A 16,350-nucleotide genomic window follows, 5' to 3' on the forward strand; every position below is an offset into this window, starting at 1 on the left:
AATTCTAAAGTTCTAATTTTTTTGACCGCAAAGGACGCAAGGTCTTTTTTTTGCTTTTTTAAGTGTTTTAAGTTCGCAAAGCTTTGCGGTTAAGTTTTTAAAATCTGAACTCTAAAATCTAAAATCATTTATCCCGCTATTAATTCTTCTATTTGTTTTTCTTCTGCAATTCGTTTTAATGCTTTTTTGTAATCAGTTGGCATTACTTTTACGAAGTGCTGTTGTTGGTTTTCCCAGTCTGCTAAAATTCTTTTTGCTAATGGACTGCTTGTGTACAATGAATGATTTTTGATCAGTTTTCTTAGTTTCGTAACGTCCTCTTCTTCCAACGGATCGAATGCAACCATTTCCATGTTACAAACTGTAGAATCGAATTTCTTATTTGGATCGTAAACATAAGCTACACCACCGCTCATACCAGCTGCGAAGTTTCTTCCTGTTTTTCCTAAAACTACTACTGTACCACCGGTCATGTATTCGCATCCGTGATCTCCAATTCCTTCAACAACAGCTGTTGCTCCAGAATTTCTCACACAGAAACGCTCTCCGGCCATTCCATTAATATAAGCCTCTCCGGTAATAGCTCCGTAAAGGGCAACGTTTCCAATAATGATGTTGTCTTCAGGTTTGAAAGTTGCAGTAGGAGGTACTTTTACAATTAGTTTTCCTCCAGAAAGACCTTTTCCTAAATAATCATTACAGTTTCCGTGAATTTTAAATGACAATCCGTTTGTTGCAAAAGCACCAAAACTTTGTCCGGCAGAACCTTCAAAATCAACTAAAATAGTGTCATCAGGTAATCCTTGTGCGCCGTAGATTTTTGAGATTTCGTTACTCAAAATCGCACCTACAGAACGGTCTGTATTTTTAATTTTAAAAGTTACTCTTGTTTTCTCTTTTCTATAGATAGACGGAATCGCTTCTTTAATGATGTCAAAATCCAATACATTTTCAAGTTGGTGATCTTGAGTTGTTGTATTATGATTTGGCTCTGTTTTCGCTTTTTCCGGTTTGTATAGAATTGATGACAAGTCTAAACCATTTGCTTTATAATGTTTGATGGCTTTGTTCACATTTAATTTTTGTGACTGACCCACCATTTCTTTTAAAGTTCTGAAACCTAATTGAGCCATGATTTCTCTTAACTCCTCAGCAATGAAATACATGAAGTTGATTACGTGCTCTGGAGTTCCTTTGAAATTTTTTCTCAATTCAGGATCTTGAGTTGCAATACCAACCGGACAAGTATTTAAATGACAAGCTCTCATCATGATACATCCAGAAGCTACAAGCGGAGCCGTTGCAAAACCGAATTCTTCAGCCCCTAATAAAGCTGCGATGGCTACGTCACGACCTGTTTTTAACTGTCCGTCACATTCTAAAACTACACGGCTTCTTAAATCGTTTAAGATCAAAGTCTGCTGAGCTTCAGCTAAACCAAGTTCCCACGGAATACCTGTGTGCTGTAAAGATGTTAATGGTGCAGCTCCCGTTCCTCCGTCGTAACCAGAAATTAAGATAACGTCAGCTTTTGCTTTGGCAACACCGGCAGCGATGGTTCCAACTCCAACTTCAGAAACTAATTTTACGTTGATACGAGCTTCACGGTTTGCATTTTTCAAATCGTAAATTAACTGAGATAAATCCTCAATTGAGTAAATATCGTGGTGAGGAGGAGGAGAAATCAAACCTACATAAGGTGTAGAGTTTCTCGTTTCAGCAATCCAAGGCACTACTTTTTCTCCAGGTAATTGTCCACCTTCACCAGGTTTTGCTCCCTGAGCCATTTTGATTTGGATTTCTCTTGCGTTTGTCAAATAGTTGATAGAAACACCAAAACGTCCTGATGCAACTTGTTTGATAGCACTATTTCTAGAATCTCCGTTAATTTCTTTCTGGAAACGTTTTGGATCTTCTCCACCTTCTCCAGAGTTACTTTTTCCGCCAATTCTGTTCATGGCAATCGCTAAATTCTCGTGTGCTTCTCTACTGATAGATCCGTAAGACATCGCACCCGTTTTGAATTTCTTAACGATTTCTGTCCAAGGCTCAACTTCATCAATAGAAATTGGATCTAAATTATTGAATTCAAATAAACCTCTAATAGTCATTAAGTTTGAGCTTTGCTCGTTTACAGCGTTTGCATATTCTTTATAGCTTTCTGGGCTGTTTAAACGAACTGCCTGCTGTAATTTAGAAATCGTTGTTGGGTTAAACATGTGTTTTTCTCCACCACGTCTCCATCTGTAAATACCTCCAATTTCAAGAGAAAGCAAGTTTGCAATTTTTGAATTTGGGAAAGCTTTTTGGAAACGTTTTTTAACCTCTTTTTCCACTTCCATTAAACCAATTCCTTCAATTCTTGATGGCGTGTAAGGGAAGTATTTAGATGTAAATGTTTTGTTTAAACCTAAAATCTCGAAAATCTGAGCAGCTCTGTATGAATGTAAAGTAGAGATACCAATTTTGTTCATGATTTTTACGATTCCTTTTGCGATTGCTTTGTTGTAGTTTACAACTGCGTAATCTGCTTTTACTTTTGTAATGAAACCTTTTTCAACTTGATCGTGAATGATTTCGTTTACCATGTAAGGATTGATTGCGCTTGCACCATATCCAAACAATAAAGCAAAATGATGAGGTTCTCTAGGTTCAGCAGATTCGATGATGATTCCGAATTTAGATCGAACCTGTAAAATGTTCAAAGAGTGGTGAATGTAAGAACAAGCTAATAACATTGGAATTGGAGCTAATTCTTCGCTTACACCTCTATCAGATAAGATGATGATATTGCATCCTTCTTCAACTGCTTTAAAAGTAGCCTGAACACATTTTTCAAGAGCACGCTCTAAACCGTTAACTCCTTTTTCTATTTTATATAAAGTAGAAATAGTAGCCGATTTGAAATCTGGGTGATCAATATTTCTGATTTTATCCAAATCCTCGTTAGAAACTACTGGATTTTGGATTTTTAATTTTTTACATTGTTTAGATTCAATTTCGAAAATATTGAAATCTCCACCAATCGCTAAACTGATATCAGTAATAATTTCTTCACGAATACCATCCAACGGCGGGTTAGTAACCTGCGCGAATAATTGTTTGAAGTAATTGTACAACAACTGTGGCTGATCAGAAAGAACTGCCAAAGGCGTATCGTTACCCATAGAACTAATTGCTTCAGCTCCGTCGCTACCCATTGGGTTGATGATTGTTTTTAAATCTTCAATTGTATAACCAAACAAACGTTGTCTTGTTAAGAAATCTAATTTTTCAACAGGAGTAGGGTTGTTTGTATAAGGAACACTAGCTAATGGCAATAAGTTTTCGTCAACCCATTGTTGGTACGGACGTTTTGTAACTATCGCTTTCTTAACTTCTTCGTCTTCGATGATACGACCTTCATTCATATCAACCAAGAACATTTTTCCTGGCTCTAAACGACCGTGTTGGATTACATCTTCTGGATCGATGTCTAATACACCAATTTCAGATGACATAATTACGAATCCACTTTTCGTTAATGTATAACGAGAAGGACGCAATCCGTTTCTGTCTAATAATGCACCAATTACGTTTCCATCTGTAAATGGAATAGAAGCAGGACCATCCCAAGGCTCCATGATACAAGCATTGTACTCATAGAAAGCTCTTTTTTCTGGAGACATTGTTTGGTGTTTTTCCCAAGCTTCAGGAACAACCATCATCATTGCCTCTGGAAGAGAACGACCAGTCATTAATAAAAGTTCAACCACCATATCCATCGAAGCAGAATCTGATTTTCCTTCTAAGATAATTGGGAATAGTTTTTTGATATCCTCGCCAAAAACTTTGCTCTGCATTAGCTCTTCACGAGCACGCATACGGCTTACGTTTCCGCGAAGTGTGTTGATCTCACCATTATGACACATGTATCTAAACGGTTGAGCTAAGTCCCAAGATGGGAATGTATTTGTAGAGAAACGTTGGTGTACAAGCGCTAAACGCGTCACCAAGTCTGGATCTTTCAAATCTATATAATAACGGCTGATGTCTTCCGGCATCAATAGACCTTTATATATTATAGTAGTTGTCGATAAACTAGTAAAATAAAACATGTGGCTTTCTGAGGTTTTTGATCCTCTTACGGCATGTTCAGCAATTTTTCTAGCTGCAAAAAGTTTTGCATTAAATTCCTGTTCAGTTAAATCTTGTCCGTTTTTAGAAACGAAAACTTGTTTAATTGTTGGTTCTTTTTCTGCGGCAATTTCACCTAAATTTTCAACGTCAACTGGCACATCTCTCCAACCTAAAACTTTTAAGTTTTGGTCTTTAATAGTAGCCTCAAATGCATTAATGCAAAAAGAAACCTGGTTTTTGCTTTTTGGTAAAAAAACCATTCCTACTGCATATTCACGCGCTTCAGGGATTTCAAAGTCACATACTTTCTTAAAAAAATCATGAGGAATGTCGAATAAAATTCCGGCTCCGTCACCAGTTCTTCCATCAGAACTAACGGCACCACGATGTTCTAATTTAATTAAGATGTCTAATGCTTTGTGAATAATATCATTTGACTTAATACCATTCAAATTACAAATAAATCCTGCACCACAATTGTCGTGTTCAAATTCAGGCAGATAAAGCCCTTGTTCTTTAACTCTCATTCTTGATATTTTTTTTACAAAAATAAAGATTTCGTTAAACATAATGTATTGAAATTATGCTTTTGCTTTCATTTTTGCTGTAATATTAGAAAATGGGTTCTTAATTATTAATATTATTATATAAAGCATCGCGAATTGCTAAAAATATAATTACTCTTAAAATATATTAGGAAAAATCGTCGGGAGGTCAATAAAACCTATGAATTTTTTGTTAAATATCAAACGTTTTGTATAGTTTGTGTTAACATTAACAAATTATTCCGTTAACGATTTGTTTGCTTTGATAAATTGTCAACGCTTAATACCTATATATAACATTTATTTAATTGAAAAAGATTTTCCTATTAAGTTGTATTTTGTTACTTTTGTCGCACTTTTATTCTGAAATAAATTCAGGACCAGACAAATTCAATATTATGAACATACACGAATATCAAGGAAAAGAAATTTTAGCGAGTTACGGAGTACGCGTGCAACGCGGAATCGTGGCTAATAATGCAGTTGAAGCTGTGGCTGCTGCAAAACAATTAACTGCCGAAACTGGAACAGGATGGCATGTAATTAAAGCACAAATTCACGCAGGTGGTCGTGGAAAAGGTGGTGGAGTTAAGCTGGCAAAAAACTTACAGCAAGTTGAAGAGTTAGCAGAACAAATCATCGGAATGCAATTAATTACACCTCAGACTCCGCCTGAAGGTAAAAAAGTTAACAAAGTATTAGTTGCTGAAGATGTGTACTATCCTGGAGAAAGCGAAACTTCTGAATTTTATGTTTCTGTTTTATTGAATAGAGGTACAGGACGCAACATGATTATGTATTCTACTGAAGGTGGAATGGATATTGAAGAAGTTGCAGAACACACTCCACACTTAATCTTTACTGAAGAAATCGATCCTTCTGTAGGATTACAAGGTTTCCAAGCTAGAAGAATTGCTATCAATTTAGGTCTTTCTGGAAATGCTTTCAAAGAAATGGTGAAATTCATCGACGCACTTTACAATGCTTACATTGGTTCTGATGCTTCTATGTTCGAAATCAACCCAGTTTTAAAAACATCTGATAACAAAATTTTAGCTGTTGATGCTAAAGTTAATATCGACGATAACGCTTTATACAGACAAGCTAAATATGCTGAAATGAGAGATATCCGTGAGGAGAATCCAATCGAAGTTGAAGCTAAAGAAGTTGGTCTTAACTATGTTGACCTTGACGGTACTGTAGGATGTATGGTAAACGGAGCTGGTCTTGCAATGGCAACTATGGACTTAATTAAATACGCTGGTTTTGAGCCTGCTAACTTCCTTGACGTAGGAGGAACTGCTGACGCAAAACGTGTTGAAACTGCTTTCAGAATTATCTTGAAAGATCCAAACGTAAAAGCTATTTTAATTAACATTTTCGGAGGAATCGTTCGTTGTGACCGTGTTGCTCAAGGTGTTGTTGATGCTTACAAAAACATGGGTGACGCTATCAATGTGCCAATTATCGTTCGTTTGCAAGGAACAAATGCTGAAATTGCAAAAGAATTGATTGACAACTCTGGTATGCCAATCTTATCTGCAGTTCAATTCCAAGAAGCTGCTGACCAAGTTAAAGCTGCTCTTTCTTAATTAAAATAAGAAATCAATTTATATAGAAAATCCATTCCGAAAGGAGTGGATTTTTTTTTTGTGATTTAACCGCAAAGCACGCAATTTTTTTTACAAAGATTATGAATACAAACGCAAAGTTCGCAAAGCGATTTGCTTAAAAAGTTTGCCACAGATTATTTGGATTAACACAGATTTAAAAAAAAATCCTTTTAATCTAAATAATCTATGGCTAAAAAACTTTGCGAACTTTGCGTAATTCTTTGTGTGCTTTGCGGTTAAAATAAAATATTATTTAAAAACAGTAGCCAAATCCACAATTTCGAATGTAGGATCATGCATTATAAATTCTCTAATAACTGCAGCATGACCAGCGCCTACTAAAACCATTATTTTATTATCGGTACTTTCAGTTAATTTTTGAATTAATGAATACATGTATAAGTTTCTCTTGTACCAATTTGAAACTAAAGATGGTCCAGTAAAATCATCCGGATTTCCAGCTCTATTTGCTATTTCCAAATACCATTGAAGATTTTCATTTTCAGTTTGTTTTGTATTGTAATACAGCATCATTTCTTGTAACGAACTTTTTCTAATTTTATCGTTATGTTGTTTTTCAAAATTTTTAGTTGTCAACTTATTTTTCTCCATTAACTGCTTTTGGTTGGCTTTTTCCATTGACATCATTAAGCTATCATACGGAAAAGAAGTATAAAGATTCATTCCGTATAATTTTTTATGGTTCAGTTTTTTAGCAGTACGAAGTGCCAGTTGCGTTATTTCGTTTTTGTTAGTTCTAAAAAGACTGTCGGAATCTTTATTGTAAAACTTGTCTAAGTCGGCTTGTTTGCTAAATTCCCATTCCACAAATATTTTGTCAGGACCAAATTTTTTGATTTTATCACTCATAATCTCGAGTTCTTTTTGACTCTTTTCAGACATAATATTAAAATTGTTCAGTTGAGCAACATCAAGACCAGGATTCGCATAATGAAAAGTTCCAACCAATAAAATTTGCTTTTTCTTAGTTTGAGCAGAAGTTAAGTTTAATGTAATAATTGCTAGTAATAAAATGATTTTTTGCATGACGTTTTGGTTTTAAATTCATGGCAAATTTATGTCACGTTTTGACCTCTTTTTTTTGTTTTTGATGAACCTAGAATTTCATTTTATAAACGCTCAAAATTTATTGGTTAATAATTTCGTGTAACGTTTTTGATAGTTCATCACTAAAAAAGTATCTTTTAAATAAATATAATTTTCTATTTATGGCTTAATTGTATTTTTGAGGTAATTATCAAAAACTATGAAATCAAAAATTCCATTTTACTATCATATTGTCTTTTTCTTTTTATTATTTCTAACTTATATTTTTTGGGATATTGGACTGAATAATAGGGAAATAAAAATTGTATTGAAAGCTATTTATTTAGGAATTACCCCAGTTTATTTACTGGCTGTTTTTATTATCTACATTCTCAATTTTTATTTCTTTTGTGATTGGTTTTTAAACAAAAAGAAATTACTGTTTTATATTCTAACAATTCCAGTTTCGTTATTGCTTTTTACAGCTATTCGTTATTTTTTGGAAGAAGTTGTTATGCATAGTATTACAGGAATGCATAACTATTATGAAGAAGCAAGAGAAATTACCTACTACATAAAAGACAATTTTTTCTACGGATTGCCAGCTGTAATTTTAAGCGCATTGACTTTTTTGTTTTGGCAGTTTCAAACTGAGCAACATCTAAATCAGGAATTGCTTTTGGAAAATAAAAAAGCTGAATTTCAAATGCTTAAAGCGCAGGTGAGTCCGCACTTCTTGTTTAATACTTTGAACTCTTTTTATAGCCAGCTAGTTTTGAAAGATGATGAAATGGCTGATGATATTTTGGTTCTTTCAGATTTGCTTCGATACGTTATTACCGAAACAGATAAAGATGAAGCTATACTATCAAAAGAAATCCAGTTTATTCAAAACTATATTCATTTACAGAAAAAACGCTTTGAAGATCAGCTATTTTTGGATTTTTCTGTTGAAGGAGAATATTCAAATGAAAGAATTCTTTCTTCGGCTTTAATTCATTTTGTTGAGAATGTTTTTAAGCATGGAAAACTAAATAATGAAAAAGAAAAAGCATTCATCTCAATTCAAATAAAAAAAGGATTTTTAGAGATTTCAACTTTTAATTATAATGTAAATGGAGAAAATTATTCTTCTACAGGAATTGGTTTTGAGAACCTAACGAAAAGACTCGAATATATGTATAAAGACCAATTTATTCTTGAAAAAACAGAAGAAAATAATACCTTTAAGACATACTTGAAAATACCACTAAAAAACTAATCTATGGCTTTTAAATGTATTATTGTAGATGATGAACCGCCTGCAACTCGAATATTAGAAAACTATATCGGAAAGGTAAATTTCCTAGAAAAAGTTGGGGTTTTTAATGATTCTCTAAAAGCATTAGAATTTTTAAATACACAATCTGTTGATGTAATTTTTTTGGATATTCAAATGCCTCAATTGACAGGTTTGCAGCTTTCTAGAATCATTTCTAAAAATATAAAAGTCATTTTTACAACGGCTTATCCAGATTTTGCCTTAGAAGGTTTTGAGTTGAATGCAGTTGATTATTTATTAAAACCTATCTCTTTCGAACGTTTTTATCAGGCTGTTTCTAAGCTGAATTCTGAACCTAAAACAGTAGTTTCTAATCAGAGTAATCTGCTAGATTTTCTTTTTATTAAAACTGATGGAAAGAATAAATTTCAGAAAGTATTTTTGACAGAAATTTTATATGTAGAAAGTCTCCAGAATTATGTTTGCATTCATACTGAAAAACAACAAATTATTACTCATTCGTCTTTAAAAAACGTAATAGAGTCTCTTCCAGAAACGGAATTCATTCAGATTCATAAATCCTATGTTGTTTCTTTAAAACATATCGAATCTACAGATAATTTTTCGGTTTTTATAAATGGAAAAGAATTGCCAATTGGAGCGACTTTTAAAGAGACTTTTTTTGGTAAAATAGAGGAGAATAAGATATAAATTTTTTTAACCGCAAAGTGCGCAAGGATTTTTGACTAAGTATTGTGAATACAAAAGCAAAGTTCGCAAAGCTATATGGATAAAGCTTTGCGAACTTTGCGTTTATATTTAGTTTTTTAAGTAAAAAACCTTGCTCCCGATAGCTATCGGGATTGCGGTTAAATCCTCAATTAAGATTTTTTCTTATTGCCGTTTTTAAAAACAACTTTTTCTACGACAGCTGGTTTTCCATTTCCTTTTGGGAATGATTTCTTCTTAGGTTTTCCAGTTGCTGAACCTGATTTTGATGGTTTTTGATCACCTCTAAATTTTTCAGAATCTTTTGGAGTTGCCTTAAATTCAGGTCTTTCTTTCGAAGTTTCTTTCTTCGGAATTTCAGCTTTATGCTTTGCTAAAACATCCGTTGGGTTTTTAGGATTTTCTTTAGTTCCTCTTAAATGAATTACCAATCCGTTTAAGAAGTTTCTCAAAACCTGATCGCCGCATTCCATATAATTTGGATGATCTTCGGCTCTAAAAAAAGCACCAAGTTCAGATTTCGAAATTCTAAAATCTACTAATTCTAAAATTTCAACTATTTGGTCATCACGGAGCATCAAAGCCACGCGAAGTTTTTTAAGTATATCGTTATTTGTCATATTTTTCGTTTAAAGTTTTTTTTGTTTCAGCTTTCAGGTTTTTATCGGAATCCAAAACTTAATTAGTTACTTTTTGCAAAGGTAGTTTTTTAAAATGATTAAAATTGAGAATTAAAATCATTTAAAAGGCCAACCAATTTATCTAAATCTTCTTTAAGATGATTTGCTGTAATTACAATTCGATTTAAAGGTTCAGCGTCTTTTGTGTATTTAAAACTCGCAATAATGATTTTTTCTTGCTTTAATTTTTCTACCAAATCATTCGATAAAAGATAAATTAAAGGATAATTTCGATCAAAAAGTATGTCGTTGTTTTTGATTAAAATCGAATCTATATAACTCAAATTATCTTTCAGCTTTTTGTGCTGTATTTTATAAATTTCTTTTGCATCATAAATTGTTTGTACAAAAGCAGGATTCATTCCCGCCGCGCTTGTAAAAGTTTCAATTTCTTTTATTCCAGCTATAAATTCAGAATCTGATGCAATAACACCTCCAGTTAGTCCAAAAGCTTTTCCTAAAGATGAAACCAAGATTTTTCTTTTAATTGGAAATTCAATTGAAGCGTAAATTCCTGAACCATCCTCGTTTACAATTCCCAAAGAATGAGATTCATCAATGACCAATGTAATTTCTTTGCTCTTTGAAATTTTTTTTAAAAACGATAAATCAACCGACTTTGTTTGAAACGAAGGAACTCCATCAGTCAAAATTGTTATTTTTTCTGGTTTGGAATCTAATAAACGATCATTCAATTTTTCATTTATAAAAACAGGAAAACTATTTTCAATTTGGATAGCGGAATGAATTTCATTCAAATGGAAAAAAAAATCAGTTTCTGTTTTTAATTTTTCCAAAACCAATTTCCCAGCCAGCATTCCTGAAGAAACCGTAACGGCGCTTTCTGAGCCAATATGAGAAGCCAAAAAGGTTTCGCCTGCATCATAAGCAGTTAATTGAATATTTGCTGTTCTGGAACTTCCGTAAGTAGTTCCCCATTTTAGAATATTCTGAACGACTAAATCCTGAAAGTTTTTGTTTGTTGGAAGTCCTAAATAAGCAGTTCCGCCAAAATACAAATACTGATTTTGGTCAATTTCAATAATACGATCTGGAAATTTTTCGACTTTCATTTTATAAAAGTGTAACGCCCGTTCCGTTTAAATCAGAATAACTTATTACACCGTCTTTGATGGTTACTCCAGTTGCAATATCTTCTGCCAAAAGAAGTGCGCCGTCCATATCTACATAATCCAATTGAGGCAGCAAATGCGCAATCGCAGAAATTCCGACGGTAGATTCGGTCATACAGCCAACCATTGTTTTTAGACCTAATTTTTTAGCTTCTTCAATCATGCGCTTTCCTGGAGTTAGTCCGCCACATTTTACGAGCTTTACATTTACACCATGAAAATGATTGTGACATTTTGCCACATCTTCTTCAATAATACAGCTTTCATCGGCAATTACTGGCAGAACAGAATGTTTGAATACTTCTTTATGACCTTCCCAATTGTCTGCTTTCATTGGTTGTTCTAAAAATTCTACACCCAGTTTTTTTAATTCAACTGCATTATTAATAGTTTCGTCAACGGTCCATCCACAATTGGCGTCGATTCTAAAAACAGAATTGGTGTGTTTTCTAAGTTCTTTTACAATTTCGATGTCTTCCTTAGTTCCCAATTTAATTTTATAAATCGGCCAAGGAAGTTCTTTCATTTTAAAAACCATTTTTTCAATCGTGTCAATTCCGATTGTGTAATCTGTTAGCGGATTATGATCGGTTTTGTAATTCCACAATTCGTATAATTTTTTGCCTTTTTTACGAGCATATAAATCATTATAAGCCAAATCTAAAGCACACAAAGCAAACATGTCGTCTTTTAAATACGGATGAATTTTTGCCCCAAATACTTCTGGAGTTTCATCCTCGGTATTTTCTATAATGCTTCTGATTTTCTCCAAATCCTGAATCATCATCGGAACTGTAATATGATAATACGGATTTGAGGTTGCTTCTCCAAAACCAGAAAAACCATCGCTTTGCAATTCGACAATTAGAGAAGGTTGTACATCAATAGACTCTCTAGAAATGGTAAAAGTGTGTTTTAGTTTTAAGTTGTACTCTCTTAAAATTAGTTTCATTTTAAAAATATATTTTTTGTTTTTTAATTAATATCCGAGCCAAAGCAATGCTTGAGCAAAATTATCACGCCAAAGTTTTTCATTGTGTTCACCATCTTTTACAATCTTTATTTTGTCGAGATGAAGACAATAACAGCGTTTGGTATCTAGTAAACGCTTCATTTTAGTTAAATCGTTTACCATATCATCACTTTCTTTATCGCCACATAAAAAATAAATTTTAGTCTTGATTTTAGATTGTTTTTCTGTGAAAGTATAAATGTCGTTAGAAAACCAAAATGAAGGCGAAAAAACTCCAGCTTTCCCAAAAACTTCGGGATATTTTAAAGCGCCATAAAAGGAAAATAAACCGCCAAGCGAGCTTCCGAAAAGAATCGTGTTTTTTGGTTTTGTTTTTGTTCTGTAATTTTTATCGATATGTGGTTTTAGAGTTTTTACAATAAATTCCAAGTAATTGTCTGCATTTCCGCCGCCGTATTTTTCGTTTTTAAAGGGAGTTAATTCTTCGATTCGTTTTTCGTTTCCATGTTCAATCCCAACAACAATTACGGGAGCTTTTAAACTGTCTAATTTTTCGTCAACATTCCATTCGCCAGAATATGATGTTTTTGCATCAAACAGATTTTGGGCATCGTGCATGTAAATAACGCTATAACGTTTTTGAGTTTCTTTAGAATAATTTTCTGGAAGATAAATCCAGATTTTTTTTGAGGTATGAAGTTGAGGCGCTTCAATTGTAAAAGTCGTTACATTTTTTGAAGCCGTGCTTTCTTGAGCCTTTCCGATAAGGGTAATTAAAAATAAAATAGCTAGAAAAATCCTCTTCATTAATCGTGTTTTGTATTTTTATTTAAAAGCAATATTTTAGCTAAAAATAATAAATTGATGAATACAGAAGCAGAAAAAAGAAGCTTACTTTTAGAAATGATTATGTTCGCCACTGTAGACGGACATTTGCATAAGCGTGAGCATGATTTTTTAAAATTGGTGGCTTTAGAATTGGGTATAAGCAATGAAGAATTTCAGGATTTATTTCATCAGGAAACGAAACCGATTGTTATAAAATCTGAAATGCAGCGCATCAATCAATTCTACAGATTGGCTTTATTAATGCATTGCGACGGCGTTTTGCACGAAAAGGAATTTAAAGCGATTCAGCAAATTGCTTTAGAAATGGGATTGAATCTTTCTGCTGTAAAACGTGTTTTGCAAATGATGAAAAATACGCCAAATACGGTAATTAATCCAGTTGTGTTAATGGAAATTTTTCAGGAACAGCACAATTAAGCCAATTGTTCCTGTAGTTTTTTAATTTCGTCACGAAGTTTTGCAGCTTGTAAGAAATCTAATTCTTTAGCCGCTTTTTCCATCGTTTTACGCTTTTCGCGAATCATTTTTTCTAATTCCGTTTTAGATAAATAAGCTGTTTCTGGCTCGGCAGCAACCGGAATTGGATGTCCTAATTCATATTCAACCAATGGATTTTTGGTAAACGCGCTTTCGATTTTTTTGTTTAAAGCCTGAGGAACGATATTATTTTGTACGTTGAAATTAATCTGTTTTGTTCTTCTGTAATCGGTTTCATCAATTGTTCGCTGCATGCTCGCTGTTATTTTATCGGCATACATAATTGCTTTTCCGTTTAAGTTTCTCGCCGCACGCCCAATTGTTTGTGTTAAAGATCTATGATTACGCAAGAAACCTTCTTTATCGGCGTCTAAAATAGCAACAAGCGAAACTTCGGGTAAATCTAAACCTTCACGAAGTAAGTTAACTCCAATTAAAACATCAAAAAGCCCTTTTCTTAAATCCTGCATGATTTCGATACGTTCTAAAGTATCAACTTCAGAATGGATATAACGACAACGAATATTTACTTTTGTTAAGTATTTAGCTAATTCTTCGGCCATTCTTTTGGTTAAAGTTGTCACTAAAACCCTTTCGTCCAATTCGCAGCGAACCTGAATTTCTTCGATCAAATCATCAATCTGATTTAAACTTGGTCTCACTTCGATAACTGGATCTAATAATCCTGTTGGGCGAATAATTTGTTCGACGTAAATTCCGTCCGATTTTTGAAGTTCATAATCGGCAGGCGTTGCAGAAACATATAAAACTTGATTTTGTAAAGCTTCGAATTCTTCAAACTTTAATGGTCGATTGTCCATTGCTGCCGGAAGTCGGAAACCATATTCGACCAAATTTTCCTTTCGGCTTCGGTCGCCTCCATACATGGCATGAACCTGAGAAACAGTAACATGACTTTCGTCGATAATCATTAGATAATCACTTGGAAAATAATCTAATAAACAGAAAGGTCTTGTTCCAGCTTCACGTCCGTCAAGATAACGCGAGTAATTTTCAATTCCAGAACAATATCCTAATTCGCGAATCATTTCTAAATCGAAATTGGTTCTTTCTTCCAAACGTTTTGCTTCAAGATGTTTTCCTATTTCTTTAAAATAATCAACTTGTTTTACCAAATCTTGCTGAATCTGCCAAATTGCACCTTGTAAAACTTCTGGAGAAGTCACAAACATGTTGGCAGGATAAATCGTTAATCTTTGAAATTTTTCTATTACCTGAGAAGTTTTTGCATCAAATGCTTCGATTTCTTCAATTTCATCTCCAAAGAAATGAATTCGATAAGCATCGTCAGCATAACTCGGATAAACTTCTACCGTATCTCCTTTAATCCTGAAAGTTCCTGGATTAAAATCGGCTTCTGTTCTAGCATATAAACTCTGTACTAAACTGTGTAATAATTTAGTTCGCGAAATAACCTGATCTCTTTTAATTTCAATTACGTTTTTCTGAAATTCAACAGGGTTTCCAATACCATACAAACAAGAAACTGACGCAACAACCAAAACGTCGCGTCTTCCTGAAAGCAGGGAAGAAGTCGTGCTTAAACGCATTTTCTCCAATTCTTCATTGATAGATAAATCTTTCTCAATAAAAACTCCAGTTACGGGCATAAAAGCTTCTGGCTGATAATAGTCGTAATAAGAAACGAAATATTCAACCGCATTATTCGGGAAAAATTGTTTGAATTCAGAATACAATTGCGCCGCCAAAGTTTTATTGTGAGCCAAAACTAAAGTTGGTCTTTGCACTTCCTGAATTACATTGGCAACCGTAAATGTTTTTCCGGAACCTGTAACTCCTAATAAAGTTTGATATTTGTCTCCGTCGACAATACCTTGAGCCAATTTTTGTATGGCTTGCGGCTGATCTCCTTTCGGACTATATTCTGAAGAAACTTGGAATTTCATTTGCGTATACTGAAAATTTGGTTTTGTAAAGATACGAAGTTTGAACGCTAATCTAAAAAATTAATAACAGCATCATTTACAGTCTTTGGCTGATCGATGGTTAAAAAATGTCCAGCATCTTTTATAGTTTTTGTTTTACTATTTGATAAATATTTTTTTGCTCTCTCTAGACTTTCTTCAGAATTAATAACATCAGTATCACCAATTAAAACCAAAACAGGATTTTGAATAGATTCTAATTCTTTATCTGAAAAAGGCATCATTTTAAGCATACTCGAATTTGATTTTGCATATTTATTCGCCAAATAAAATTGTCTTTTATAAATGACACTGATATTTTCTGGATGTGTAGAAAAAGTCTTCAATGTTTTTCCGAATTTCTTTTCACTTGGAAAAAATTTCAGCATTAAAGCTGCTGACGTTTTTCTAGGCTGATCAATAAATTTAAACGTTTGTGCAGGACTTAACAGCACAATTTTATCTATAGAATTGGATTTTTGAGTTGCTAATAAAGTAGCAATCCAGCCACCTCGAGAAGCTGCGACAATATCGAATTTCTTTAATTTATAATGGTTGAAAACTTCATTATAAAAAACAAGAATATCTTTTGACGAAAGTGGCTTCGCAGTAAGATTAGATTTGTTGGGCTCCATTATAAAATCGATGGCGTAAACGCGGTGATTTTTGGTTAAAGCTTTAATATTCGGATACCACATGGTAGAACTGGCATCCATTCCGTGAAGTAAAACCAGATTTTTTCCGTTTTTTGGTCCCGCCATTACAACATGCGCCGTTCCGAAACTTGTTTTTACATCTTCTTCTGTGTAAGGAATGTTCCAAAGTTTCAAAGCTTTATCATAAGCTGCTTGATAATTTGCTTCTTCGTTTTTGGTTTTAAAAACATAATCTTCAAATTTTGGTTTTTTTGAAGCACAACTTGAAACTAAAAATAATACAATTAAGATTCGGGAATATTGTTTTAACATGGTGATAAAA

Annotated in this window: 12 protein-coding genes; 4 read left to right on the plus strand and 8 right to left on the minus strand. The window is 33.4% G+C overall.

Annotation, left to right across the window (positions count from 1 at the left end; all coding sequences use genetic code 11):
- Positions 1 to 128 precede the first annotated feature (128 nt).
- Positions 129 to 4,646, minus strand: coding sequence for a glutamate synthase large subunit (gene gltB / locus NYQ10_RS10530; protein ID WP_289880646.1), 4,518 nt, complete (start codon positions 4,644 to 4,646; stop codon positions 129 to 131).
- Between the two features lie 416 nt (positions 4,647 to 5,062).
- Here gltB and sucC point away from each other — a divergent pair, with 416 nt between their 5' ends.
- Complete coding sequence (gene sucC, locus NYQ10_RS10535) at positions 5,063 to 6,256, plus strand: ADP-forming succinate--CoA ligase subunit beta (RefSeq protein WP_289880648.1); 1,194 nt, start codon at positions 5,063 to 5,065, stop codon at positions 6,254 to 6,256.
- Between the two features lie 270 nt (positions 6,257 to 6,526).
- On the opposite strand, the gene NYQ10_RS10540 is transcribed toward sucC, so the two are convergent.
- The gene (locus NYQ10_RS10540) at positions 6,527 to 7,324 is read right to left on the minus strand and encodes a DUF5694 domain-containing protein (protein WP_289880650.1); all 798 of its coding nucleotides are present in this window, start codon (positions 7,322 to 7,324) and stop codon (positions 6,527 to 6,529) included.
- 220 nt (positions 7,325 to 7,544) lie between these two features.
- Between NYQ10_RS10540 and NYQ10_RS10545 the strand changes: the two genes are divergently transcribed.
- Entirely contained in the window at positions 7,545 to 8,585 is a 1,041-nt protein-coding gene (locus NYQ10_RS10545) for a sensor histidine kinase (protein WP_289880651.1), read from the plus strand.
- 3 nt (positions 8,586 to 8,588) lie between these two features.
- On the plus strand, positions 8,589 to 9,296 hold the full coding sequence (locus NYQ10_RS10550) for a LytR/AlgR family response regulator transcription factor (protein WP_289880653.1): 708 nt from the start codon (positions 8,589 to 8,591) through the stop codon (positions 9,294 to 9,296).
- 170 nt (positions 9,297 to 9,466) lie between these two features.
- Here NYQ10_RS10550 and NYQ10_RS10555 read toward each other — a convergent pair whose 3' ends face one another.
- The 4 genes from NYQ10_RS10555 to NYQ10_RS10570 form a co-directional block, all read right to left on the minus strand.
- Positions 9,467 to 9,934 carry a DUF1456 family protein gene (locus tag NYQ10_RS10555; RefSeq protein ID WP_289880655.1) on the minus strand — a complete coding sequence of 156 codons (468 nt, stop codon included), beginning with the start codon at positions 9,932 to 9,934 and terminating at the stop codon, positions 9,467 to 9,469.
- 98 nt (positions 9,935 to 10,032) lie between these two features.
- Entirely contained in the window at positions 10,033 to 11,067 is a 1,035-nt protein-coding gene (locus tag NYQ10_RS10560; protein WP_289880657.1) for an aminotransferase class I/II-fold pyridoxal phosphate-dependent enzyme, read from the minus strand.
- Between the two features lies 1 nt (position 11,068).
- Positions 11,069 to 12,079 (minus strand): dipeptide epimerase, encoded by a 1,011-nt coding sequence (locus tag NYQ10_RS10565; protein ID WP_289880659.1) that lies wholly within the window; start codon positions 12,077 to 12,079, stop codon positions 11,069 to 11,071.
- 27 nt (positions 12,080 to 12,106) lie between these two features.
- Complete coding sequence (locus NYQ10_RS10570) at positions 12,107 to 12,907, minus strand: alpha/beta hydrolase (RefSeq protein WP_289880661.1); 801 nt, start codon at positions 12,905 to 12,907, stop codon at positions 12,107 to 12,109.
- 57 nt (positions 12,908 to 12,964) lie between these two features.
- Between NYQ10_RS10570 and NYQ10_RS10575 the strand changes: the two genes are divergently transcribed.
- Entirely contained in the window at positions 12,965 to 13,366 is a 402-nt protein-coding gene (locus NYQ10_RS10575; RefSeq protein WP_289880662.1) for a TerB family tellurite resistance protein, read from the plus strand.
- On the opposite strand, the gene uvrB is transcribed toward NYQ10_RS10575, so the two are convergent.
- A complete protein-coding gene (gene uvrB, locus NYQ10_RS10580; RefSeq protein ID WP_276174606.1) occupies positions 13,363 to 15,354 on the minus strand; it encodes an excinuclease ABC subunit UvrB in 1,992 nt (663 codons plus the stop codon). The two genes, NYQ10_RS10575 and uvrB, sit on opposite strands and share 4 nt — an antisense overlap.
- A gap of 47 nt (positions 15,355 to 15,401) precedes the next feature.
- On the minus strand, positions 15,402 to 16,340 hold the full coding sequence (locus NYQ10_RS10585; RefSeq protein ID WP_289880664.1) for an alpha/beta fold hydrolase: 939 nt from the start codon (positions 16,338 to 16,340) through the stop codon (positions 15,402 to 15,404).
- Between the last annotated feature and the right edge of the window lie 10 nt (positions 16,341 to 16,350).

It is taken from the genome of Flavobacterium johnsoniae (genome assembly GCF_030388325.1).
GTDB classification, from domain to species: Bacteria; Bacteroidota; Bacteroidia; order Flavobacteriales; family Flavobacteriaceae; genus Flavobacterium; species Flavobacterium johnsoniae_C.

Bases quoted from the DNA above. Each gene is read 5' to 3' on its own strand.
- NYQ10_RS10575 (WP_289880662.1), top strand. From the start codon at position 12,965: ATGAATACAGAAGCAGAAAAAAGAAGCTTACTTTTAGAAATGATTATG.
- NYQ10_RS10540 (WP_289880650.1), bottom strand. From the start codon at position 7,324: ATGCAAAAAATCATTTTATTACTAGCAATTATTACATTAAACTTAACT.
- NYQ10_RS10585 (WP_289880664.1), bottom strand. From the start codon at position 16,340: ATGTTAAAACAATATTCCCGAATCTTAATTGTATTATTTTTAGTTTCA.
- uvrB (WP_276174606.1), bottom strand. From the start codon at position 15,354: ATGAAATTCCAAGTTTCTTCAGAATATAGTCCGAAAGGAGATCAGCCG.
- NYQ10_RS10560 (WP_289880657.1), bottom strand. From the start codon at position 11,067: ATGAAAGTCGAAAAATTTCCAGATCGTATTATTGAAATTGACCAAAAT.
- sucC (WP_289880648.1), top strand. From the start codon at position 5,063: ATGAACATACACGAATATCAAGGAAAAGAAATTTTAGCGAGTTACGGA.
- NYQ10_RS10570 (WP_289880661.1), bottom strand. From the start codon at position 12,907: ATGAAGAGGATTTTTCTAGCTATTTTATTTTTAATTACCCTTATCGGA.
- NYQ10_RS10555 (WP_289880655.1), bottom strand. From the start codon at position 9,934: ATGACAAATAACGATATACTTAAAAAACTTCGCGTGGCTTTGATGCTC.
- NYQ10_RS10550 (WP_289880653.1), top strand. From the start codon at position 8,589: ATGGCTTTTAAATGTATTATTGTAGATGATGAACCGCCTGCAACTCGA.
- NYQ10_RS10545 (WP_289880651.1), top strand. From the start codon at position 7,545: ATGAAATCAAAAATTCCATTTTACTATCATATTGTCTTTTTCTTTTTA.
- NYQ10_RS10565 (WP_289880659.1), bottom strand. From the start codon at position 12,079: ATGAAACTAATTTTAAGAGAGTACAACTTAAAACTAAAACACACTTTT.
- gltB (WP_289880646.1), bottom strand. From the start codon at position 4,646: ATGAGAGTTAAAGAACAAGGGCTTTATCTGCCTGAATTTGAACACGAC.